Source organism: Catellatospora sp. NPDC049111 (genome assembly GCF_040648615.1).
In the GTDB taxonomy this organism is placed as follows: Bacteria; Actinomycetota; Actinomycetes; order Mycobacteriales; family Micromonosporaceae; genus Catellatospora; species Catellatospora aurea.
Genome location: NZ_JBEZEB010000042.1, coordinates 57,597 through 80,612, shown reverse-complemented (window position 1 = coordinate 80,612; position 23,016 = coordinate 57,597). Strand labels below are relative to the sequence as shown.

21 protein-coding genes are annotated in these 23,016 nt (G+C 71.2%); 9 read left to right on the top strand and 12 right to left on the bottom strand.

Annotation, left to right across the window (positions count from 1 at the left end; all coding sequences use genetic code 11):
- The 5 genes from AB0B66_RS35720 to AB0B66_RS35700 form a co-directional block, all read right to left on the bottom strand.
- On the bottom strand, nt 1-93 hold a 93-nt coding region (locus AB0B66_RS35720), incomplete at its 3' end, for a zinc ribbon domain-containing protein (RefSeq protein WP_360538419.1).
- 28 nt (nt 94-121) lie between these two features.
- Nucleotides 122-835: an SRPBCC domain-containing protein gene (locus AB0B66_RS35715; protein WP_360538415.1), complete on the bottom strand. Its 714-nt coding sequence runs from the start codon at nt 833-835 to the stop codon at nt 122-124.
- Between the two features lie 4 nt (nt 836-839).
- The gene (locus tag AB0B66_RS35710; protein WP_360538413.1) at nt 840-1,469 is read right to left on the bottom strand and encodes a helix-turn-helix domain-containing protein; all 630 of its coding nucleotides are present in this window, start codon (nt 1,467-1,469) and stop codon (nt 840-842) included.
- A 116-nt stretch (nt 1,470-1,585) separates the two neighbouring features.
- Nucleotides 1,586-2,920 (bottom strand): PLP-dependent aminotransferase family protein, encoded by a 1,335-nt coding sequence (locus tag AB0B66_RS35705; RefSeq protein ID WP_360538411.1) that lies wholly within the window; start codon nt 2,918-2,920, stop codon nt 1,586-1,588.
- A 15-nt stretch (nt 2,921-2,935) separates the two neighbouring features.
- Entirely contained in the window at nt 2,936-4,021 is a 1,086-nt protein-coding gene (locus tag AB0B66_RS35700; RefSeq protein WP_360538409.1) for an alpha-hydroxy acid oxidase, read from the bottom strand.
- Between the two features lie 533 nt (nt 4,022-4,554).
- Between AB0B66_RS35700 and AB0B66_RS35695 the strand changes: the two genes are divergently transcribed.
- The 3 genes from AB0B66_RS35695 to AB0B66_RS35685 all read left to right on the top strand — a co-directional run bounded on the left by AB0B66_RS35695 (nt 4,555) and on the right by AB0B66_RS35685 (nt 7,409).
- Entirely contained in the window at nt 4,555-5,868 is a 1,314-nt protein-coding gene (locus tag AB0B66_RS35695; RefSeq protein ID WP_360538407.1) for a sensor histidine kinase, read from the top strand.
- Complete coding sequence (locus AB0B66_RS35690; RefSeq protein ID WP_360538405.1) at nt 5,865-6,485, top strand: response regulator transcription factor; 621 nt, start codon at nt 5,865-5,867, stop codon at nt 6,483-6,485. The genes AB0B66_RS35695 and AB0B66_RS35690 overlap by 4 nt, the downstream gene beginning before the upstream one ends.
- A gap of 66 nt (nt 6,486-6,551) precedes the next feature.
- Nucleotides 6,552-7,409 carry a hypothetical protein gene (locus tag AB0B66_RS35685; RefSeq protein WP_360538403.1) on the top strand — a complete coding sequence of 286 codons (858 nt, stop codon included), beginning with the start codon at nt 6,552-6,554 and terminating at the stop codon, nt 7,407-7,409.
- Between the two features lie 51 nt (nt 7,410-7,460).
- On the opposite strand, the gene AB0B66_RS35680 is transcribed toward AB0B66_RS35685, so the two are convergent.
- Together AB0B66_RS35680 and AB0B66_RS35675 are read right to left on the bottom strand one after the other, a co-directional pair.
- Nucleotides 7,461-8,333 carry a hypothetical protein gene (locus tag AB0B66_RS35680; protein ID WP_360538401.1) on the bottom strand — a complete coding sequence of 291 codons (873 nt, stop codon included), beginning with the start codon at nt 8,331-8,333 and terminating at the stop codon, nt 7,461-7,463.
- On the bottom strand, nt 8,330-8,851 hold the full coding sequence (locus tag AB0B66_RS35675) for a SigE family RNA polymerase sigma factor (protein WP_360538399.1): 522 nt from the start codon (nt 8,849-8,851) through the stop codon (nt 8,330-8,332). The genes AB0B66_RS35680 and AB0B66_RS35675 overlap by 4 nt, the downstream gene beginning before the upstream one ends.
- Before the next feature lie 134 nt (nt 8,852-8,985).
- Here AB0B66_RS35675 and AB0B66_RS35670 point away from each other — a divergent pair, with 134 nt between their 5' ends.
- Together AB0B66_RS35670 and AB0B66_RS35665 are read left to right on the top strand one after the other, a co-directional pair.
- Entirely contained in the window at nt 8,986-9,798 is an 813-nt protein-coding gene (locus AB0B66_RS35670; RefSeq protein WP_360538397.1) for a hypothetical protein, read from the top strand.
- Nucleotides 9,795-9,998, top strand: a complete 204-nt coding sequence (locus AB0B66_RS35665) for a hypothetical protein (RefSeq protein ID WP_360538395.1) — start codon at nt 9,795-9,797, stop codon at nt 9,996-9,998. Before AB0B66_RS35670 ends, AB0B66_RS35665 begins: the two co-directional genes overlap by 4 nt.
- 13 nt (nt 9,999-10,011) lie before the next feature.
- Here AB0B66_RS35665 and AB0B66_RS35660 read toward each other — a convergent pair whose 3' ends face one another.
- The 5 genes from AB0B66_RS35660 to AB0B66_RS35640 all read right to left on the bottom strand — a co-directional run bounded on the left by AB0B66_RS35660 (nt 10,012) and on the right by AB0B66_RS35640 (nt 15,945).
- Nucleotides 10,012-11,250 (bottom strand): sugar ABC transporter permease, encoded by a 1,239-nt coding sequence (locus tag AB0B66_RS35660; RefSeq protein ID WP_360538393.1) that lies wholly within the window; start codon nt 11,248-11,250, stop codon nt 10,012-10,014.
- Nucleotides 11,250-12,068 carry an ATP-binding cassette domain-containing protein gene (locus tag AB0B66_RS35655; protein ID WP_360538391.1) on the bottom strand — a complete coding sequence of 273 codons (819 nt, stop codon included), beginning with the start codon at nt 12,066-12,068 and terminating at the stop codon, nt 11,250-11,252. The genes AB0B66_RS35660 and AB0B66_RS35655 overlap by 1 nt, the downstream gene beginning before the upstream one ends.
- A 92-nt stretch (nt 12,069-12,160) precedes the next feature.
- Nucleotides 12,161-13,246 (bottom strand): sugar ABC transporter substrate-binding protein, encoded by a 1,086-nt coding sequence (locus AB0B66_RS35650; RefSeq protein ID WP_360538389.1) that lies wholly within the window; start codon nt 13,244-13,246, stop codon nt 12,161-12,163.
- 398 nt (nt 13,247-13,644) lie between these two features.
- Nucleotides 13,645-14,460, bottom strand: coding sequence for a M23 family metallopeptidase (locus AB0B66_RS35645; protein ID WP_360538387.1), 816 nt, complete (start codon nt 14,458-14,460; stop codon nt 13,645-13,647).
- A gap of 303 nt (nt 14,461-14,763) precedes the next feature.
- Nucleotides 14,764-15,945, bottom strand: coding sequence for a cytochrome P450 (locus AB0B66_RS35640; RefSeq protein ID WP_360538385.1), 1,182 nt, complete (start codon nt 15,943-15,945; stop codon nt 14,764-14,766).
- A gap of 237 nt (nt 15,946-16,182) precedes the next feature.
- Between AB0B66_RS35640 and ppdK the strand changes: the two genes are divergently transcribed.
- The 4 genes from ppdK to AB0B66_RS35620 all read left to right on the top strand — a co-directional run bounded on the left by ppdK (nt 16,183) and on the right by AB0B66_RS35620 (nt 22,956).
- Nucleotides 16,183-18,810: a pyruvate, phosphate dikinase gene (ppdK, locus tag AB0B66_RS35635; RefSeq protein WP_360538383.1), complete on the top strand. Its 2,628-nt coding sequence runs from the start codon at nt 16,183-16,185 to the stop codon at nt 18,808-18,810.
- 141 nt (nt 18,811-18,951) lie between these two features.
- The gene (locus AB0B66_RS35630; RefSeq protein ID WP_360538381.1) at nt 18,952-19,299 is read left to right on the top strand and encodes a VOC family protein; all 348 of its coding nucleotides are present in this window, start codon (nt 18,952-18,954) and stop codon (nt 19,297-19,299) included.
- 269 nt (nt 19,300-19,568) lie between these two features.
- The gene (locus tag AB0B66_RS35625) at nt 19,569-22,412 is read left to right on the top strand and encodes a glycoside hydrolase family 9 protein (protein WP_360538379.1); all 2,844 of its coding nucleotides are present in this window, start codon (nt 19,569-19,571) and stop codon (nt 22,410-22,412) included.
- Nucleotides 22,413-22,527: 115 nt separating this feature from the next.
- Nucleotides 22,528-22,956, top strand: a complete 429-nt coding sequence (locus AB0B66_RS35620) for a hypothetical protein (protein WP_360538377.1) — start codon at nt 22,528-22,530, stop codon at nt 22,954-22,956.
- Nucleotides 22,957-23,016 lie beyond the last annotated feature (60 nt).

The following is a 23,016-nucleotide window of genomic DNA, read 5'->3' as shown; positions in this document are numbered from 1 at the left end:
GGCAAGGGCAGCAAGGTTACGGGCCGCGTTGGCATCACGGTCCATGACCAACGGGCACTGCCCGCATTTGAAGGTCCGGACGTGCAGCGGCATAACGTCGATAAGAAGCGGGGCGGGCGGGTCAGGCGTACACAGCCTGGAGCCACTCCTCCAGGGACTTCTGCTCGGCGGCGGCGTCGGCGGCTGCGTCGAAGTGGTGCACGGCCACGCCGACCGGCGCGCCGAACGCGTTGCGACCGAAGAAGCGGTACAGCGCGTCCTGCGTACGCAGTCCGACGAAGTTCGGGTGCAGGTAGTCGACGACCGCCTCGGTCTCACCGCCCGGCAGCGCCGTCCGGATCGTGTCGTCCTGCTTCGTCGCGCCGGTCAGGCCGAGCGCGCCGCGCAGCGTGGTGAAGCCGCCGGCGGAGTTCGACGACGCGGGCGCGTCGGTCGACAGGTAGACGACCGGGCGGCGGCTGAAGTGGGCCAGGTACTGCCCGAGGGTGTGCAGGTAGAAGTCGGTGTGCTGGCCGGCGCCGTCGTACTGGTTGTCCCAGTCGTCGGTGAACACGCCGCTGTGCACGTACCGGAACCAGGTCCGGCCGCCGTCGCGGCCCTCGACGGTGTGCTCGACCTGGTTGAACCAGCCGTTGTCGCCGTCCATCCGGGACGCGAGCCGGTGCGGCGGGTCCCACTCGGTGACGGTGCCGCCGAACGCGGCTGCCCCGCCGACGCGCGGCTCGAACTCCATCGGCCACAGCCAGCCGCCGTTGCCGGTGGTGACGGCGTCCCAGTACTCCTCCGGGGTGGTCCGCAGCTCGCCCTCGCGCACGATCTCGAACTTCTTGCCCATGGTTCTACTCCTTCTCGGTGTCTTGCTCAGTCGGGTGGCCGCCGTCGACGCGCGGCAGCAGCAGGCTCGGGTGCAGTCCGACGACCAGTCGGTGTCGCCGACCACCGGTGGCGTTCCCGTCGTGATAACGGCTGACCAGGGCGGCCAGCGTCTCGGTGAGTTCGGCGGCGAACGCGGCCCGGTCACCGGCCGAGGCGAAGCGGATCTCACTGTCCACCGCGAACGTGGCCAGCGGCCGCCGCGCGGCCCGCGCCCCCGTGATCAGCTCCCCGACCTCGCGGACCAGCCGCGACGCCAGCGCCAGCAGCCACCGCGCCGACTGCTGGTCGGGCGAACGCTCCGGATCGGGCGCGACCGCAGCGAACGCGGCAGGCGAGATCACGTATGACGCCGCCGTCGCCCGCAGCACTCGCTCGGTGCAGTTGCCCTTCCGCCGCTCCTCGACCAACTCGATGAGCCCGTGACTCTCCAGCGTGCGCAGATGATGGTTGACCTTCTGCCGGGTCAGTCCCGCCTGCGCCGCCAGCGTCGTCGCCGACCCCGGCTCGGCCAGCGCGGCCAGCAACCGCGCCCGCACCGGATCGAGCGACACCTCGGCCACCGCCGCGTCCTCGATCACTCCTACGTCGAACATGCCCCTACTCTCACACCGACAATAAAACTTGTCAAGGAGCGAAATCCGGTCGGCGGAGAGCGGGCATGGAAACGCCCCGGGTCGCGCGGGGCGGGCCGGGGCGTGGGGAGCGGGGGTCAGGCTATGGAGTCGCGGAGGAGGGTGGCGAGGCGGCGGACGCCTTCTTCGAGGGTGTCGGGGTGCAGGCCGCTGCAGGACAGGCGCAGGGAGTGGTGGCCGCCGTCGGTGTAGAAGAAGCTCATGGGGGTCCAGAGGACGCCGTGGCGGGAGGCGGAGATCTCCAGGAGTTTCTCGTCGGCGGGGATGGGCACGTCGACGACGGCGAAGAAGCCGCCGGCGGGCACGTTCCAGGTGATGCCGGCCTCGTCGCGCCAGGGGGCGGGCAGGTGCCGGTCGAGGCCGTCGAGCAGGCGGCGCAGGTTGTTGCGGTAGAAGGCGATCTTGTCCACATTGGCTGCCTTCAGGCTGCAGCCGGACTCGACCAGCAGGCCGCCGACCACGGCCTGCGCGATGGGCGAGGTGTTGACCGTGACCATGCTCTTGATCGCGGACAGCTCCTCGGCCAGCAGGGTGCGGTTGCCGGCCGCGTCGACGACGGTCTGGTCGGCGACCAGGAAGCCGATGCGCGCGCCGGGGAAGCAGGACTTGGCGAACGAGCCCAGGTAGATCACGCGCCGGTCGCGGTCCAGGGACTTGAGCCGGGGCCTGGGGCGGTCGTCGAGGCCGAACAGGCCGTACGGGTCGTCCTCCAGGATCAGCAGGTCCTCGGCGGCGGCGACGTCGAGCAGCGCGTGCCGGGCGGGCAGGTCCAGGCAGCCGCCGGACGGGTTGGAGAAGTCGGGCACCAGGTACAGCGCGCGGGGGCGGCGGCCCTGGGCGCGCACCGCGCGGGCGACCTCGGCCACCCGGGCCGGGTCGAGCCCGTCGGGGCCTTCCGGCACGGGCACCACGTCGATGTTCAGCACCCGGGCCGCGCCGGTGATGCCGACGTAGCACGGTTCGGCGGCCAGCAGCACGTCGTCGGGGCCCGCGCACAGCCCACGCAACGCCATGATCATCGCTTCCTGGCAGCCCGCGGTCACCGAGATCGCCTCGGCGGGCACGTCGATGCCCTCGTCGACGGCGAGCATGCGGGCGATGAGCCCGTGGATCTGGCCGTTGGTGCGGCCGTACTGCATCAGCGCGCGGCGGATCTGCTCCGGCGTGCTGCCCTGGTCACCGAGGTACGCGACGTACACGTCGAGGTAGCGCTTGATGTCCTCGGTCTCGTAGAAGCCCTCGTACGGCCGCCCGGCGGCCAGCGAGATCGCGTCGGGGTAGCGCCCGGCGACCTCGTTGAGGAAGTTCATCGAGGCGGCGACCGGGTCGCTCACCGAGGCGTGCATCGCCTCCTTGACCAGCTCGACCGGCTTGCCGGGCGTCCGCGGGCCTGGCTCCGCAACCTGCACCATCGTCTCGCGCTCCGTTCAGTCGCGGCGGTCGGGCAGCAGCACCGCGTCGCGGCCGATGTCGGCCAGGCGCGGTCGGCCGGCGAGCGCCATCGTGTGCTCCAGCTCCCCGGTGAGCATGGTCAGCAGTCCGGCCACGCCGTCCGCGCCGTCCACGGCCAGCGCCCACAGCGCCGGGCGGCCGACGAGCACCGCGCTCGCGCCCAGGGCCAGGGCGATGAAGACGTCGCGGCCGTGGCGTACGCCCCCGTCGAGCAGCACCGGGCAGCGGCCCGCGACGGCCGCGACCACCTCGGGCAGCGCACGCAGCGCGGGCACCGCGCCGTCGAGCTGGCGTCCGCCGTGGTTGGACACCACGATCGCGTCCACACCGTGCTCGACGGCGCGGTCGGCGTCCTCGGCGGTGAGCACGCCCTTGAGCACCAGCGGCAGTTCGGTCCGGCCGCGCAGCCAGGCCAGGTCGGCCCAGGTGACGGTCTGGTCGAAGGTCTGCGCCGCGTGCGTGGCGATCGCCGAGGCGCCTTCGCGGTGCTCGTGTGAGGCGGCCATGATCGCGTCGTCGAGGTTCACCGCCCGCACCGCGGGGTCGACGGCGAACCCGTTGCGCTGGTCGCGCAGCCGCTGCCCGATGCGCGGGGCGTCGACGGTCAGCACCAGCGCCCGGTAGCCGGCGTCCTGCGCGCGGCGGGCCAGTTCGGCGAGCACGGCGCGGCGGCGCAGCCAGTACAGCTGCAGCCAGAGCGGGCCGGTCGCCGCCGCGGCGATGTCCTCCAGGCTTCGGCTGGCGAAGATGCTCACCACGAACAGCGCGCCGCGCGCGCCGCGGGCCGTGGCGACCTCGCCGTCGGGGTGGGCCAGCCGGTGGTACGCCGTGGGCGCGATGCCGACCGGCGTGGTCAGCGCGTCGCCGAGCAGCTTGCCGGCGGTGTCGCAGACCGAGACGTCGACGAGCACCCGGGGCCGCAGCTCGGCGCGGTCGAACAGCCGGCGGTTGGCGTCCAGGGTCAGCTCCGCGCCGCTGCCGCCGTCGAGGTAGTCCCAGACGTCGGCGGGCAGCCGTGGTCGGGCGAGGGCGCGGTAGTCGTCGGTGCACAGGATCGGCAACGGACCTCCACAGCGTCGTACCCGTCCGCGGCCCACGCTAAAGGAGTCGATCGATGTCGCACAATAGCGAGCGATCTTTAGGAAGTGATTGTCGTAAGAATGATTTAGGTACCGATTTCGATGATTGCCGCCCGTGATGTGTCGGCACCTCGACAGTCATAGCCGTCTATTGGGACAGTTCGCGACACGTTTTAGGAAGATCAATATTGAGGGACTTCACTGCGGAGTCAACAATCGCTACAGTCCCTAACGCGCCACTAGAGCGCTTCGGTGGCAAACCATGCAGACACCGGAGCGCCCTGTGTCGCGCCCTTCAAGATCCCGAGGAGGAGGTGTGATCATGGAGGTTGCAAAGAAGGAGGTTGCCAAGCGCGAGGTTGCCAAGCGCGAGGTTGCCCAGCGTGAGGTCGACGGCGTCATCGCCTGATTCGATCTGTGAACCGGGGCGCGGCCTGCGCCGCGCCCCGGCCCCGCGGCCGCTGCCCCTGGCGGCCGCGGCAACCCCCGCCCGGCTGCGGCTACGCTCTGACGCCATGAGCAGGGCGGGACGTGGCCAGGACGCGCTGACGCTGCTGCGCCGCGCCGAGCACGTGCTCTTCGCCGCGCTGCTGGCGATCGGCGCGGGCGAGGCGTGGGCCGAGGGCGGGCAGCGCCTGGCGGTGCTGCTCACGACCGTCGCGGTCGCCGCGTGGTACGCGGTGGGCATCGCGCTGTCACGCCGCGCCGCCGGAGTCCGGATGGCGCTGCTGTGGCTGCTCGTGCTGACCGCCGGCTGGACCGTGCTGCTGTCGCTGTCACTGTCCTTCGTCTGGCTGGCGTTCGCGCTGTATCTGCTCTGCCTGCAACTGCTGCCGCCCCGCGCCGGCCTGCCCGGCACGGCCGCGCTGACCGCCGTCGCGGTCGCCGCGGCGGGCGCGCACCGCGGCGGCCTGGACTCCGGCACCGTGCTCGGCCCGGTCTTCGGCGCCGCCGTCGCCATCGTGATCACGGCCGTCTACCGGCGGCTGCGCCGGGAGAGCGAGGCCCGCGCCACCCTGGTGCGCGAGCTGACGCAGGCGCAGGAGCGGCTGGCCGCCACCGAACGCCGCGAGGGCATCCTCGCCGAACGCGAGCGCCTCGCCCGCGAGATCCACGACACCGTCGCGCAGAACCTGTCCAGCATCATCCTGCTGCTGCGCTCGGCCCGCGACGCCGCCGACGCCGGTCCGCAGCTGGAGGTCGCCGAACACGCGGCACGCGGCGCGCTGGAGGACACCCGCCGGCTGGTACGCGCGCTGGCCCCGGCCGAGCTGACCGGCCGCTCGCTGCCCGAGGCGCTGGAGCGTGCCGTCGCCGACGCCCGGCACTTCGGCGTCGAGGCCCGGTTCGTGGCCGACGGCGAGACCGGACCGCTGCCCACACCGGTGGCGGTGGCACTGCTGCGGGTCGCCCAGGCCGCGCTGGCCAACGTGCGCGCGCACGCCCGCGCGGCCACCGTCGTGGTCACCCTCTCCTACCAACCCGCGGCGGTACGCGTCGACGTCGCCGACGACGGCATCGGCTTCGACCCCCGCCACCCGGCGACGTCCCCGTCCACGGGCACCGGCCTCGGCCTGGCCGCGATGAGCAGCCGACTCGCCGAGGTCGGCGGCGTGCTCGTAGTGGAGTCCACACCTGGCGAGGGCACCGCGATCAGCGCCACCGTCCCGCTGCCTGCCCCGGATCACCCGGCCGATGTCCCGCTGCCGTCTGCTCGCCCGGCCGACGTGTCACCGGCTTCCGGACCCGCGGCCGAAGTGTCACCGGCTGGCGGGGCGGCCCCGTTTTCCGGCACGCCGTCCGCCGTCGCCGGGCGGGCCCGGCCGTGATCACCGTGCTGCTGGTGGACGACCACCCGATCGTGCGGGCCGGGCTGCGCGCGACGCTGGAGGCCGACCCGGGCCTGCGCGTGGTCGGCGAGGCGTCCGAGGGTGACGAGGCCGTGCGCCTGGCCCGCGAGCTGTGCCCCGACGTGGTGCTGATGGACCTGCAGCTCGGTCCGGGCATCGACGGTGCGGCGGCCACCGCGCGGGTGCGGGAACTGCCCGAGCCGCCTCGCGTGCTGGTCCTGACCACGTACGACAGTGACGCCGACATCCTGCGGGCCATCGAGGCGGGTGCGATCGGGTACCTGCTCAAGGACGCCGAACCGGCCGACCTGCTGCGGGCGCTGCGCGCGGCGGCCGCCGGGGAGACGGTGCTTGCCCCGTCGGTGGCGACGCGCCTGGTGTCGCGCGAGCGCGCCCCGGGCATCAGCCTGACCCCGCGCGAGGCCCAGGTGCTGCAGCTGGTCGCGGGCGGCTACTCCAACTCCGCGATCGCCCGCCGGCTGTTCATCAGCGAGGCGACCGTCAAGTCCCACCTGGTGCAGGTGTTCGCCAAGCTCGGCGTCGACAACCGGACGGCCGCCACCGCCGAGGGCCGCCGCCGCGGCGTCATCCGCTGAGGATCGTTTCCGGTTCGATACGTGCGTGGTGTTGCCGCGTCGCCGGACCGGCCCCACAGTGACGCCATGCGATGGGCACGGGTGGCGCTGACGCTGTTGCTGACGGGAGGGCTCGCGGCCTGCGGGGTGCGGGGCGAGCAGGTGACGTACGAGGTCACCGGGGTGCAGAACGGCGGGCGTGACCTGGTCGCCGTGCACGTGGAGAGCAGCCGCGCGGATCACGGCAGGTGGTGGAACGTCGACCGCGACGGCCGCATCACGGGCGAGGCCGAACGGGTCTTCCTGGTGGGCCCGCAGCCTTCCGGCTGCGCGGTTCAGGTCTGCTACCGAGTCGCGCCCGGGCTGCTGCGGGTGGAGTCGGGCGGCGACGCCACCGGCTGGACCACCGCCTGGGAGATCAGCGGAAACGACTACGAGCAGCTCGCCGCGGGATATCCGGTGCTCGGTGACCGGGCCGAGCATCTGTCGTCGAGGTCGGTCGTGGTGCGGGAGGTTCCCGGCGGCCATGTGGTCTTCGTCGCCAACGGCCGGGACGGGCTGCTCTACCGCTCGGTCAACGGGGTCTGGCACCGCCTGGGCATCCCGATGGGCGGCGAGGGCTCGTACTTCGAGGAGCCGCCGCGCCTGGCCTCCGAGCCGCCGCCCGCCGACCCGTCGTGGATCGTGGCGCTGCTGGTGGGGGCCATGCTGGGCGCGGCGGGCCTGCTCATGATGGCGGTCCGGAGGGTGTGGCGCGGTCAGGACGTGCGGCTGACGGCGGGCATCGCGGTCGGCGCCGGGCTGCTGTCGTACGGCGCATGCCAGGTCCCCGGCGCGGGCATGTTCCCGTCGGCGATGTACGCCATGATGCTCATCGCCATGATCGTCACGGTGGGCCTGGTGCTCCTGCTGGGCGTCGGCAAGGGAGCGCCGCTGCGGCGGTGACCGGCCGCGGCCGGTGGTGCGGCCGACGGGCTGCCAGCCGCACCACTCCCGTCACGGCAGGTCGGTCCGCGCCGCGACGGCCAGTGCTATCGCCTTCGCCTGGGCCAGTGTGAGCGGTGGAAGCTGCCCGGTGTAGCCGGTGCTCTCCAGGCTGTACTGCGAGGCGCTCGGGTACTGCGGGATCTCGGTGGCGTTGTCGACGATCACCATCACCATCAGTTTCTCGGCCGGCCGCACCACGAGCACCGCCAGCGCGCGGTTGGGCCTGCCGTCGGTGCTGCCGTCGCCGGTGGAAGGCACGGACAGGATGCGTTCGCCGTCGGGCCCGGTCGACTGGGTGCAGGCTGCCGCGACCTCGCTGGCGCAGGTCTCCTTGCCGGTGGCGCGTCGCGCGGCGATGGTGAGCGTGCCGTTCCGGCCCGCGGCGTTGATCAGCTGAATGGCGCCGTACTCGCCGTTGTCGGCGAACGAGTCCTGGAAGTGCAGATCTCCGACCAGTGTCGCGCCGGGCGCGGCCCGGCGCAGCGCGTCGAGCGACGCCGCTTCCAGCCGTCCTTCGACGGTCTTCGGCACGGCCGGAGACGGGAAGTTCGACGGGAACGGCGAGGGGAAGTTCGACGGCAGCGGCGACGGGAAGTTCGACGGCACCGGTGACGGGAAGGCCGACGGTGTGACCGCCGCCGACGGGGACGGCTCCGGGGCCGCCGGGCTGCCCGACGAAGCGACGCCGAACGGCGCGCCGCCCGGCCCGACGAGCAGCCCGGCGGTGGCGGCGGCCAGGGTGACGGCGAAGGCGGCGGTGACCGAGGCGTGGCGTGCCCGCTGCCGTCGGGCGCGGTGCAGCACCGACGCCAGCCGGTCGGGCGGCGGTGGCAGCGGCGGCACCGCGTCGAGCACGATCCGGCGAAGGTCCTGTTCGGTCATGCGTTTGCTCCATCCAGTACGAGAGACTGCAGATCCGGGTCCGCGCGCAGTTGCGCCAGCGCCCGTGACGCGAGCACCTTGACCGCGCCCTCGGTGCTGCCGAGGAGTTCGGCGACCTCGACCACCGGCCGGTCCTCGACGTAGCGCAGCACCACGACCGCCCGCGCTCGGCGTGACAACCGGCCCAGTGCCCGGGTGACGGCGTCCTGCGCGGCGACCGTCCCGGCGAGGTCGCCGTGCGCCGCCCGTTCCGGCAGCTCCCCGCTCGGCGTCTCGGCCCGCCAGCGTCGCCGCCACCAGGAGACGTACGTGGTGAAGACGACCCGGCGCACGTACGCCTCGGGACTGTCGGCGCGCTCGACCGCCGCCCAGCGCCGCCACGCCTTGGCCAGTGCGGTCTGCAGCAGGTCCTCGGCCCGGCCCGCGTCGCCGGTGAGCAGCCAGGCACTGCGCAGCAGCGCGTCGGACCGGGCCGCGACGAAGTCGGCGAAGCCGCGTTCGAGCTCAGGTGGTGCCATGTGTTCTCCCCATACCCATGCCCCTGTTGACGCCCTGGCGATGCGCGGAGGTAACACCCGGCGTCCGGGCATCAGCCGATCATGGAAAGGTGGACCCCGCGGCGGCGACCTCGCGGCCGGGAACGGAGCGGAACATGCGGGTCAGCATCGCCAGCGAACCGGCCACCCCGGGCGCGGTCAACCTCGACTGGGCCGACGCCCGGCCCCGGCTCGCCGTGGTGCTCGACGGGCTGACCGAGAGCCCGCAGACCGGCTGCGTGCACGGCACCGCCTGGTACGTGGCCCGCCTCGGCGCCCGGTTGCTGCGCCGGCTCGACGGCCCGACGCCGCTGGCCGAGGGCCTGGCGCTGGCCGTCGAGGAGGTTGCATCCGAGCACCCGGGCTGCGACCTGCGGCACCCGGGCTCTCCCGGCTCGACCGTCTCGATCGTGCGGCAGACGGCGACGGGCGCGGAATACTTGGTGCTCGCCGACTCCCCGGTGGTCCTGGACACCGCCGACGGGCCCGTCGCCGTCATCGACGACTCGTGGAAGGCGCTCGCGACGCCCGACCTGGCCGCCGCCGCCGAGCGCGGCACCCGCGACGACCTGGCCCGCTTCATCGCCGACCAGCAGTCCCAGCGCAACACCCCCGGCGGCTACTGGATCGCCCGCACCGAGCCCGAGGCGGCCGGCCACGCACTCACCGGCACACTCGACGGCGTACGCGGCGCGATGCTGGCCTCCGACGGCGCCGCCCTGCTCGTCACCGACTATGCCCTGCTGGACTGGCGTGGTTACCTTGATCTCGGCTACCGCGAAGGCCCTGCCGGCGTCATCGCGGCGACCCGCACCGCCGAACGCGCCGACCCCGACCGCACCCGCTGGCCCCGCCAGAAGGTCAGCGACGACGCCACCGCGGCGGTATGCCTGTTCGGCGTCCCCACCGAGGAAGGCCCACGGCCATGACCGACGAGCGGTACTCAGGCGAGAAGTTCACCGACGAGGAGTCGGCCTTCCTGCGCCACGTCAGATTCGGCGAACTCCCGCCCCGCCCCGCCCCCGAAGACCTCACCGCCGAAACCGAGTCCGAAACCGACCCCCGCCGCGACGCACCCCCCGGCCACCACCCCCTCGGCCCCTTCCCGAACCCGGCCACCCAGGGCTGACGCGCCGGGTCGGTCAGCGGCCGTGGGAGGTTCGGGAGCGTTGGACCAGGGCGTCGATGACGACGGCGGCCAGCAGGACTGTGCCGGTGACGATGAGGCGTACGTCGGAGGACAGGCTCAGCAGTTCGAGGCCGTTGGCGATGGCGCCGATGACGAGCGCGCCGAGCAGCGGGGCGTAGCGGCGGGTGCGGCCGCCGAACAGGCTGGTGCCGCCGATGACGGCCGCGGCGATCGCGTTGATCAGCGTCTCGCCGCTGCCGGACTGCTGGTTGGCGAAGCCGAGGCGCATCGCCGCGACCACGCCGCTGACCGCCGCCAGGGTGCTGCACAGGGCGAACACCGAGATGCGGATCCCGTCGACGTTGATGCCCGCCCGGCGGGCCGCCTCGATGTTGCCGCCCACCGCGAAGATCTTGCGCCCGTATGCGGTGCGTCGCAGCAGCCAGTCGAAGAAGACCACCACCAGCACCATGAACACGAAGGTCCACGGCACGCCGCGGTCCAGGTAGAGCTTCGCAACGACGAGCTGGAGCAGCACGAACAGGATCACCGCGACCGCGATCGGCAGCCACAGCGGCATGACGGGCAGCTCGGCGGCGGCCCGGCGACGGCGGGTCAGCAGGCTGAACAGTAGGTACAGCAGGGGGATCAGAGCGGCCAGCGCGATGGCGAGCCAGCGCGGCACGAACGAGAACTGCGCCCAGCGCACCAGCGTGCCGGCCGGGGGCAGGTTGATGGTGCCCTGCTCGCCGAGCACCCGCAGCTGCACGCCCTGCCAGATGAGCAGGCCGGCCAGCGTGACGATGAACGACGGCACACCGATCTTGGCGAAGATGGAGCCCTGGATCGCGCCGACCAGCGTGCCGACGAGCACCGCGATCAGCACCGCGAGCAGCGGCGCGAACCCGTCGTTGACGTGGGTGACCAGCAGGACTGCCGCCGCGAGGCCGCTCACCGAGCCGATGGACAGGTCGATCTCGCCGAGCATCAGCACCAGGGTGATGCCGGTGGCCATGATGCCCAGCGCGGCGATCTGCAGGCACAGGTTGACCAGGTTGAACGCGTTGAGGAAGGTCGGGTTGAGGCTCTGGAACACGATCACGATGAGGATCAGCCCGATGATGATCGGCAGCGAGCCGATGTCGCCGGTGCGCAGCGTCTGCAACCAGCCGCCGACCGCCTCTTTCGGGCTGCTCAGCTCGGTCGCCGGGGTCGGCGGGGGAACCGCCGGTTCGGTCAGCGGGTCCGCCATCAGGCACCGCCCTCCGCCGAGCCGGCCGCCAGCGGGTCGTCACCGGCGGTCTGCTCGCGCAGCCGAGCCACCCGCTCGGAGACGACGTTCTGGGTCGCCCCGGTGATCGCGGCGATGATCTGCTCGTTGGTGACGTCGTGGATGCGGAACTCGCCGTTGTTGCGGCCGAGCCGCAGCACCGCCACCCGGTCCGCGACCGCGCGTACGTCGACCATGTTGTGGCTGATCAGCACCACGCCCAGGCCCCGGTCCCGCAGCCGCTCGATGAGGTTGAGCACCTGCGCGGTCTGCGCCACGCCGAGCGCCGCGGTGGGCTCGTCGAGCAGCACCACCTTCGGGTCGCCGAGCAGCGAACGGGAGATCGCGACGGTCTGCCGTTGCCCGCCGGACAGCGCCGCCACGGGCAGCCGCACGCTGGGAATCCGCGCTGCCAGCTCCCGCAGCAGCTTGCCGCTGCGCCGCTCCATCTCGACCTCGTCGAGCGCCGCCCCCCGCCGCAGCTCCCGCCCGAGGAACAGGTTGTTGACCACGTCCAGGTTGTCGCACAGCGCCAGATCCTGGAAAACGGTGGCAATGCCCAGCTCCTGCGCCGCGTGCGGAGTCTCGACGCGCACCTCCCGCCCCGCGAACGTCACCGTCCCCGTGTCCGGCGGACTGACCCCGCAGATCGCCTTGACCAGCGTGGACTTACCCGCCCCGTTGTCCCCGACGAGCGCCACCACCTCCCCCGCGTACACCTCGAGATCCACCTCGCTCAGCGCCTGCACCGCGCCGAACCGCTTGCTGACCCCCCGCAACGCCAGAATCGGCTCCCGCACCCCACTCACCCCCAAGGAAAGGAAGGGCACCTTCACATCGCCATACGTAGAGGAAGGTGCCCTTCTTAACGCCTGCCCGGTGACAGGCCAGGTCAGGTCAGGCCGGCGGCCTGGCAGGCGGCCGAGTACGTCGAGGTGCAGATCTGCTCGACGGTGTAGAGGTTGTCGGCGACCACGGTCTGCTTGATGTTGTCCTTGGTCACCGCCTGCGGCTCGAGCAGGAACGACGGCACGTCGACCGCACCGTTGTTCACGGTCCGGTCGGTGCTCGGCTTCTCGCCCTTGACCAGCGCGACCGCCACCTCGGCGGCCTGCTCGGCCTCGGGCTTGAACGCCTTGTAGACGGTCATGTACTGGTCGCCGCCGACGATGCGCTGGATCGCGGCGAGTTCGGCGTCCTGGCCGGTGGTGGGCGGCACGGGCGTGATGCCCGCGGCCCGCATCGCCGAGATCGCGCCGCCGGCGGTGCCGTCGTTGGCGGCGTACACCCCGACGAACCCGTCCTTGCCGAGCTGGGCGATCTGGCCCTCCATGAACTTCTGTGCGTTCTCGGGCTTCCACTCGGGCGTGAAGAAGTCGGGTGTCGGCACGGTCTTGAAACCGGAGGTGTCGAGCGCCGAGTGCGCGCCCTTGTTGAACAGCTTCGCGTTGTTGTCGGTCGGCGATCCGTTGATCATCACGATGTTCCCGGACGTCTTGCCCAGCTCCTTGAGGCGGTTCACCAGCGATTCGCCCTGCAGTTGGCCGACGCGTTCGTTGTCGAAGGAGATGTAGTAGTCGACCGGCGCGTTCTGGATGAGCCGGTCGTACGAGATGACCGGCACGTTCTTCGACTTCGCCAGCGACACGATGGTGGCCGCCGCCGCGCCGTCGACCGGGTCGAGCACCAGCACCTGTGCGCCGTTGTTGAGCGCGGCCTCGGCCTGTTGCTGCTGGCGGCTCTGATCCTGCTGGGCGTTGCTGTAGATGATCTCGCAGTCGGGGCACAGCTGCTTGACCTTGCCCTCGAACAGCGGCCGGTCGTGCTGCTCGTACCGTGTGGTCTGCGACTCGGGCAGCAGTAGTGCGATCTTGCCGCCGCCCGCCTTGCCGCCCGAGTCGCCGCTCTCGCACGCGGCGGCCCCGACGGCGAGCAGGACCGCGGTGGTGATGGCGACTGCCAGGCGCCGCGAAGACATGCCAACCTCCTTCACGGCCGGCTCGCCGGGCGCGTCGGCACGGGATAGGCGAATACGAACGATCCTATAACTCACCTATTACGCATATGTCCTGGTTCGCGAATTCTCGGCCGATCCTCAACGTTGCCAGCGGCCCGCCGACAGCCGCCTTCGGACCTGCGGGCCCGCGTGATGATCGCTGTCTGCGGTCAGAAGGTGCGGTGGGGCCGCAGATCATGACCGCAGACGGCGATCATCACCACGAGCTCGAGCTGTCGCGTTAAGAAGGGCACCTTCCTCTACGTATGGCGATGTGAAGGTGCCCTTCCTTCAGGCAGGGGCGGCATAGCGAGAGGCCCGGATCAGGGATGATCCGGGCCTCTCGTCGGGGGAGGGATGGGGGTATGGGGATGGGCGGTTCAGCAGGAGGTCTGGATGCCCCGGTCGGCCAGCCAGCCGTCCGGGTTGATCTGGTTCCACATGCCCTTGTGCACCTCGAAGTGCAGGTGGGGGCCGGTCGAGTCGCCGGTGGAGCCTTCCAGGCCGAGGATGTCGCCGGCCTTGACCTCGTCACCGACCGACACCTTGTCCTGCGACATGTGGGCGTAGTGGGTGAGGTAGCCGTTGTGGTGGTCGACCACGACCGAGATGCCGTAACCGCTGTACGCCCAGCCGGCGCTGACCACGGTGCCCGCGCCGACGGCGCGGATCGGGGTGCCGCTCGGCATGGCGAAGTCGATGCCGGCGTGCAGCACACCCCAGCGCTGCCCGAAGCAGGACGTCACCTGGGCGCCCTTCATCGGGATCAGCCACGCCGGCCGGGGAGCGGCGGCGGGCTTCGGCGCGGTCTTGACCGTGGCCGGCTTCGGCTTGGTCACCGTCGGCTTCTTGGGCGGGGTGGTGGCAGGCTTGGTCGTGGTGGTCTCCACGGGGGTGGAGCGCTGGTACCGGCTCGCGTCCTCGGCGATGTACTGCCGCTCGGCGAGCGCGTCGACGGTCGCGACATTGGTGATCGCCTTGGCGGCGTCGGCGGGGGTGGAGTCGTTGTCGTTGGCATTGGCGGCGCCGGCGATCAGGCCGAACGCGCTGACACCCGCGAGAGCGGTGATGGCCAGTGCCTGGCGGGAGTGCCGGGCGAGGCCTCCGCGGACCATTCCGCCGGTCTGGGCGAGGCGGTCACGGCTCTTGTCGAGGTTGCCGGGGACGCTGTGCTTGCCACGTCTGAAGTAAGTCACGGGGGTTGGGGGCCTTTCCGTCATCACCTTTGATTCGGGAGCGCCCATACTGCCTGCTCAGTGACTGGACTCACCAACGCGGTCAGGAATCATCCGTCCTGATGGGTGAACTTTCCTCCCCTTCTAGGGGCTTACTGACCGGTTCATCACGTCTTGCCACGCTGTGATCTGCATCACAGCATGTCCGAATTGCTGGCATTTTCCCCTACGGGATCGCCTCGGGGAGGCGTTGTTTTATCCCATCAAAGCTCCACTCAGACGGCTAAATCGCCACTAAATGGAGCTTTGATCTTGGGGGAAATTTCAGCTCAGCATGACCGGTAGCCGATCGAGGCCGCGTAGCAGCGCTCCCGGACGCCAGATCAGCTCGTCCAGCGGCTGCGTGGCACGCAGCTTCGGGAAGCGGTCCAGCAGGCCGTTGAACGCGATCTCGCCCTCCAGCCGGGCCAGCGGCGCGCCGAGGCAGTAGTGGATGCCGTGGCCGAACGCCAGGTGCTGGTTGTCCGTGCGCGCCGGGTCGAAGCGCTCCGGGTCGGCGAAAGCCTGCGGATCGTGGTTGGCCGACAGCAGGCTGACCATGACGACCGCCCCGACCGGCACGGTCACTCCGCCGAACTCCACCGGCTCGGTGGCGATCCGCAGGGTCGCGGTCTTCACCGGGCTCTCGTACCGCAGGAACTCTTCGATGGCGGGGGAGAGCAGCTTGCGGTCCGCGCGCAGCCGCGCCAGCTCCTCGGGGTGGCTCAGCAGCAGGTAGACGCCGTTGCCGATGAGGTTGACGGTGGTCTCGTGCCCGGCGAGCAGCAGCAGGAACACCAGCGAGGTCAGCTCGTCCGCGGTCAGCCGCTCGCCGTCGTCGGCCGCGGTGACCAGCGCGGACAGCAGGGCCTGGTCCGGTTGTGCTCGCTTGCGCTCCACCAGTTCGCGGACGTAGTCGTTCATCGCGGTCGCGGCCGCCAGCGCGTCGCCCTGCGCCAGTGCGCTGGCGATGATCGTGTTCGACCAGGCGCGGAAGCTGTCCCGGTCGTCCATCGGCACCCCGAGCAGCTCGCAGATGACCGCCAGGGGCAGCGGGAAGGCGTACTCGCCGATCAGGTCGACCTCGTCGCGGCCGGCAAAACCGTCGAGCAGCTCGTCGGAGATGCGCTGCACGTCGGGGCGCAGGTCGGCGATGCGGCGGGCGGTGAAAGCCGAGGAGACGATCCGGCGCAGCCGGGTGTGCGCGGGCGGGTCGTTGCTGAGCATGTGCGAGTCCATCGCGGCGCGCAGCTCGACCGGCCAGCCGCCGCTGGTGCGGATCGGGGCGCCCGAGACGTTCTTGCTCAGTCGGGGGTCGTTGAGGGCGCGGCGGGCGTCGTCGTGCCGGGTGATCAGCCAGGCGTTGAAGTTCGGGGCCACGGCGAACTCGTGCGCGGGAGCCTCCTCGCGCAGCCGTGCGTAGACCGGATGGGGGGCGGACGTCGCTTCAGGACCGAACGGATGCATGATGCGAACGTTAGCAATCGATGTCCGTTTCGGCCGCCCCCTTCGAGCCTCGCCGAATGTCACCCGATCGGGGTGGGTATGCGCGGTAGTGCGCGTGGGAACGCTCCCCGAAAACCGTGCGAACGGCACAACTGTCGATGCATGTGCCATACGTCACCAGCTCCTCCTAAATTCCCTGAGCGGCCGTTAAGGTCCCGCGCAAGACTGATTGTCGAGGTCACTACGCGGGAGGTCGCAATGACGAAGTACGTGTACGACTTCGCCGAGGGGAACAAGGACCTCAAGGATCTGCTCGGCGGCAAGGGCGCGAACCTCGCCGAGATGGTGCGGATCGGCCTGCCCGTGCCACCCGGGTTCACCATCACCACCGACGCCTGCCGCGAGTACCTGACCGCGGGCAGCCCGCCCGCCGAGCTGGCCGAGCAGGTAGGTGCGCACCTCGCCGCGCTGGAGCAGACGATGGGCCGCCGCCTCGGCGACCCCGCGGACCCGCTGCTGGTCTCGGTGCGCTCGGGCGCCAAGTTCTCCATGCCCGGCATGATGGAGACGGTGCTCAACGTCGGGCTGACCGACGCCAGCGTGCACGGGCTGGCCGCACGCAGCGGCAACGAGCGCTTCGCGTGGGACTCGTACCGCCGGCTCATCCAGATGTTCGGCAAGACCGTGTGCGACGTGCCCGGCGACGCCTTCGAGCACGCCATGGACCAGGTCAAGGGCTCGCGCGCGGACGTGGACCTGGACGCCGCCGAGCTGCGCGGCTTGGTGGACACCTTCAAGGCCATCTTCGCCGAGCACACCGGGCGCGAGTTCCCGCAGGACCCGCGCGAGCAGATGGACCTCGCCGTCAACGCCGTCTTCGACTCCTGGAACGCCGAGCGCGCCGTGCTCTACCGCCGCCAGGAGCGTATCCCGGCCGACCTGGGCACCGCCGTGAACATCGTCGCGATGGTCTTCGGCAACCTCGGCCCCGACTCCGGCACCGGCGTGGCCTTCACCCGCGACCCGGCCACCGGCGCCCGCGGGGTGTACGGCGACTACCTCGCCAACGCCCAGGGCGAGGACGTCGTCGCCGGCATCCGCAACACCGTGCCGCTGCAGGAGCTGGAGCACCTGGACAAGAAGTCGTTCGACGAGCTGATGGGCATCATGTCCACGCTCGAAGGCCACTACCGCGACCTGTGCGACATCGAGTTCACCATCGAGGCCGGCAAGCTGTGGATGCTGCAGACCCGGGTCGGCAAACGCACCGCGGCCGCGGCGTTCATCATCGCGTCGCAGCTCGTCGACGAGGGCATGATCGACCTCGACGAGGCGCTGCGCCGGCAGAGCGGGGCGCGCCTGGCCCAGCTGATGTTCCCGACCTTCGACGACTCGGTGGTCGACAAGCCGATCGCCAAGGGCATCGCGGCCTCACCGGGCGCGGCCGTCGGGCACGTGGTGTTCGACAGCGCGCACGCGGTCGAGCGGGCCGCGAAGGGGGAGAAGGTCATCCTGGTGCGCCGGGAGACCAATCCCGACGACCTGCCCGGCATGATCGCGGCACAGGGCATCCTGACCAGCCGTGGCGGCAAGACCTCGCACGCCGCGGTGGTGGCCCGGGGCATGGGCAAGACCTGCGTCTGCGGCGCCGAGGCGGTCGAGGTGGACCTGGCCGGCAAGCGGTTCACCGTCGGCGACGTCACCGTGGGCGAGGGCGACCTGATCTCGATCGACGGCACCAGCGGGGCGATCCACCTCGGCGAGGTGCCGGTCCGGCCCAGCCCGGTGGTGCGCTACTTCGACGGCGAGCTGCCCGCCGACGCCGACACGCTGGTCGCCGCCGTGCACCGGATGCTGACGCACGCCGACGAGCGCCGTCGGCTGGCCGTGCGCGCCAATGCCGACACCGGCTCCGACGCGGCGCGGGCGCGGCGGTTCGGCGCGCAGGGCATCGGCCTGTGCCGCACCGAGCACATGTTCCTCGGCGAGCGCCGGGCCATGGTGGAGCGGCTGATCCTGGCCGACGGCGAGGCCGAGCAGCAGCGGGCGCTGGACGCGCTGCTGCCGCTGCAGCGCGACGACTTCGCGGAGATCTTCCGGGCGATGGACGGGCTGCCGGTCACCATCCGGCTGATCGACCCGCCGCTGCACGAGTTCCTGCCGCCGCTGGAGGAGCTGGCCGTCGAGGTCGCCACCGCGAAGGAGCCCGACCCGCACCGGGAGGCGCTGCTGGCCGCGGTGCGCCGGATGCACGAGCAGAACCCGATGCTGGGGCTGCGCGGCGTACGCCTCGGGCTGGTCATCCCGGGCCTGTTCGGCATGCAGGTGCGGGCCATCGCGCAGGCCGCGGCGAAGGTCCGCGCCGAGGGCGGCGACGCCCGGCCGGAAATCATGGTGCCGCTGGTGGGCGCGGTGCAGGAGCTGGAGGCGGTACGCGCCGACGCCGAGCGCATCCTCGCCGAGGAGGGCATGTCCGGCACCCCGATCGGCACGATGATCGAGGTGCCCCGGGCCGCGCTGACGGCCGGCCAGATCGCCGAGGCGGCCGACTTCTTCTCCTTCGGCACCAACGACCTGACCCAGATGGGCTGGGGCTTCTCCCGCGACGACGTGGAGGGCTCGTTCTTCAGCCGATACCTGGAGCTGGGCGTGTTCGGGGTGTCGCCGTTCGAGACGCTGGACCGCGACGGCATCGGCCGGCTGGTGCGCATCGCCGTGCAGGAGGGCCGCCAGGTGCGGCCGGACCTGAAGATCGGCGTCTGCGGCGAGCACGGCGGCGACCCCGAGTCGGTGCGCTTCTTCCACGAGGTGGGATTGGACTACGTCTCCTGCTCCCCGTTCCGCGTCCCCGTCGCCCGCCTGGAGGCCGGCCGCGCCGTCCTCTGACCACAGGTAAGGAAGGGCACCTTCACATCGCTATACGTTGTGGAAGGTGCCCTTCCTTACCGGCGGGTTTACGGGTGGTGGCAGACGGGAATCCGGGGGCGTACGCTTTCGGCACTCTGTCCACACCGGCAGGAGGCGGCGATGGGGCTGCGCTGGCATGGCACCGCAGTGGACGCCGGGGATCCGGCGCGGCTGGCTCGCTGGTGGGCCGAGGTGCTCCACTTCCAGATACTGGAGGAGCGCCCGGACGCGGTGGCGATCGCGCCCGACCAGGCGACGTATCCCGGCATGCTGTTCGTGCAGGCGCCCGCCGCGAAGGTGGGCCGTAACCGGCTGCAGGTCGAGCTGGACTGCGACGACCTCGTGGCCGACATCGAACGGCTGATGGACATGGGCGCGCGCCACGTGCCCGCCCAGACGGCGAGCACGCCGTGGACGCTGCTCGCCGACCCGGAGGGCAACGAGTTCCGGCTGCGGCCGCGCCCGTGACCGCTGGACGCTGAAATTTTCAGCGAGGGCGGTCGATATGGGAGCGTTTCCATGCGTCGTCGGGTAACCGCAGGTCATTGACGCTTCACATGCGCGTTACATCCGGCTACATTGGTCGGCAGTTGTGGGAGCGCTCCCGCACCTCTACGCCCGATCACCCACCGTGCCTGGCCACCGCTGTCGGGCGGATTCGGATGCGCCCACGTCCGATTCCGCGCCATCCCGTCGCGGTCTGCCCCGGCGCGGCTCCACGTACGAGGAGTTCCGTCATGCCCGACGCACGACCACACTGGGGACGCCGGCTGGCGGCGACCGCCGCCGCGGCGCTGACCGCGGCGAGCTTCGCCGTCGCGGTCAGCCCCGGCCCGGCCGCGGCCGCCCCTGCCTTCAACTACGCCGAGGCGCTGCAGAAGTCGCTGTACTTCTACGAGGCCCAGATCGCCGGCCCCAAGCCGTCCTGGAGCCGGGTCTCGTGGCGCGGCGACTCCGCCATGAACGACGGCTCCGACGTCGGCCTGAACCTGACCGGCGGCTGGTTCGACGCCGGTGACCACGTCAAGTTCGGCTTCCCGATGGCGTTCACCACCACGATGCTGGCCTGGGGCGCGGTCGAGTACCGGGCCGGCTACGCCGCCTCGGGGCAGCTCACCCAGCTGCTGAACAACCTGCGGGTGCCCAACGACTACTTCATCAAGGCGCACCCGTCGGCCAACGTGCTCTACGGGCAGATCGGCAAGGGCGACGACGACCACAAGTGGTGGGGTCCGGCCGAGGTGATGCCGATGGCGCGGCCCGCGTACAAGATCGATGCCAGCTGCGGCGGCGCGGACCTGGCCGGTGAGACCGCGGCCGCGATGGCCGCCTCGTCGATGGTGTTCCGGCCGACCGACCCGACGTACGCCGACACCTTGGTCACGCACGCCAAGCAGCTCTACACGTTCGCCGACACGGTGCGCCAGACCTACCACTCATGCATCACCGACGCGACGAACTTCTACAAGTCGTGGAGCGGCTACACCGACGAGCTGGTCTGGGGTGGGATCTGGCTCTACCGGGCCACCGGCGACGCGAGCTACCTGGCCAAGGCCGAGGCGGCGTACGACAGCCTGGGCACCGAGCCGCAGACCACCACCCGCTCCTACAAGTGGACGCTGGCCTGGGACAACAAGCAGTTCGGCGCGTACGTGCTGCTGGCCAACCTGACCGGCAAGCAGAAGTACGTCGACGACGCCAACCGCTGGCTGGACTACTGGACCGTCGGCGTCAACGGCGAGAAGATCCGCACCTCGCCGGGCGGCATGGCCGTGCTCGACAGCTGGGGCGCGCTGCGCTACGCCGCGAACACCTCGTTCGCCGCGCTGGTCTACAGCGACAGCACCACCGACTCGGTGCGCAAGCAGCGTTACAAGGACTTCGCGCTCAAGCAGATCAACTACGCGCTCGGCGACAACCCGCGCAACTCGTCGTACATGATCGGCTTCGGGAACAACTCGCCGAAGAACCCGCACCACCGCACCGCGCACGGCTCGTGGTGGGACAGCATGACGGTGCCCACCGGGACCCGGCACGTGCTGTACGGCGCGCTGGTCGGCGGCCCGTCCTCGCCCGACGACTCCTACAAGGACGAGCGCAACGACTACGTGATGAACGAGGTCGCCACCGACTACAACGCCGGCCTGACCTCGGCACTGGCCCGGCTGTCCCAGGAGTACGGCGGCACCCCGCTGGCCGGCTTCCCCGGTGTGCAGGCCCCCGACATCGACGAGATGACCGTCGAGACGACGCTGGTCGCCGACGCCCGCGAGACCCGGGTCAAGGCGATCGTCTACAACAAGTCGGCGTTCCCGGCCCGTGCGCTGACCACGGCGAAGTTCCGCTACTACTTCACCCGTGACGACTCCAGCGCGGTCGTGGTCACCTCCGGCTACACGCAGGGCTGCCCGTCGCCGAGCACCGCCAAGCAGGCGCAGGGCAACCTCTGGTACGTCGAGGTCGACTGCACCGGGTACACCATCGCGCCCGCCGGGCAGTCGCAGCACCGGATGGAGGTGCAGTTCAAGGTCGGTGTCGGCGAGGGCGGCACCTGGAGCACCGCCAACGACCCGTCGTACCTGGCCACCGCGGGGGTCAACCCGGGCGTGCCGCTGTACCACGGCGGCGTGAAGATCTGGGGCAACGAGCCCAGCACCACCCCGGACACCACCGCGCCCAGCGCGCCCGGCACCCCGAGCGCGTCCGGCGTCACCACCACCGGCCTGACGCTGGCCTGGGCGGGTTCGACCGACACCGGCGGCAGCGGCCTGGCCGGCTACGACGTCTACCGCGAGGCGGGCACGACGGACGTGCTGGTCGGCTCGCCGACCGCGGCCACCCTGTCGCTGACCGGCCTCACCCCGAACACCTCGTACACCTACTACGTGGTGGCCAAGGACGGGGCGGGCAACCGCTCGGCGGCCTCGACCCCGGCGACGTTCACCACGCTGATCGCCGACCCGGTCGACACCACCCCGCCGAGCACGCCCGGCACGCCGGTCGCGTCGGCGATCACGTCCAGCGGCGCCACCGTGACCTGGACCGGTTCCACCGACAACGTCGGCGTCACCGGCTACCGGGTCTACCGGGAGGCCGGCACGACGGACGCGCTGCTGGCCACGGTCACCGGAACCACGTACGCGGTGACCGGGCTGACCGCCGCCACGGCGTACCAGTTCTATGTGGTCGCGATCGACGCCGCGGGCAACGCCTCGACCCCGTCGAGCGCGGTGTCGCTGACCACCCTGCCGAACAACCCGGCGGGCAGCTGCCAGGTCACCTACGGCAGCAACGACTGGGGCACCGGTTTCACCGGCAACGTGACGGTCAAGAACACCGGCACCTCCACGATCAACGGCTGGACGCTGCGGTTCTCGTTCACCGCCGGGCAGCAGATCACCCAGTCCTGGTCGTCGAAGTACACCCAGACCGGGGCCGACGTCGCGATCACCAACGAGGCCTGGAACGGCACGCTCGCCCCCGGGGCGTCCACGTCGTTCGGCTTCAACGCCACCCACACCGGCAGCAACCCGCGGCCGGCGGCGTTCACGCTCAACGGCGCCACCTGCACCATCGGGTGACGCCTTCGGCCCGCGCCGCCGCCAGGGGGTGGCGGCGGCGCGGGCACTCCGGTCCGAGCCCAAGCGGACCGTTCGGGGGTACGCGGTTGCGGCGCGTACCCCCTTACACTCGCTCATGTCCTCATACGACCCCCGGCTGAGCACGCACGTCACGATCCTGCGCTGGATCGTCGGCGGGCTCGCCGCGGTCTACCTTCTGTTCTTCCTCATCGCCACGGCCGCGCTGGGCGGTCTCACCTTCGGCTGGAGCACCACCGCCCTGCCGGCCTTCCTCGGCAGCGCTGTGCTGAGCGCGGCGATCTACCTGCCCGCCGCGCCGCTCGCCGCCCGCATCCGCCGTTCCGACGTCGCCCGGCTCTACACGGTCACCGCGATCAGGACCTGGGGCGCGCTGATGATGGGACAGTTCGGGCTGGTCTTCGTGTTCGCCCTGGACGTCGGCCTGACGCCGCTGCTGCTCGGCGGCACCGCCACCGTCGCGCTGCTCGCCTTCGGGGTGTGGCCCCGTCCGGCCGTGCTCCTGCCGCCGGTCGCCACCGCCTAGACACAAGGAAGGGCACCTTCTTATCGCTACGCGATGTAGAAGGTGCCCTTCCCCACGGAC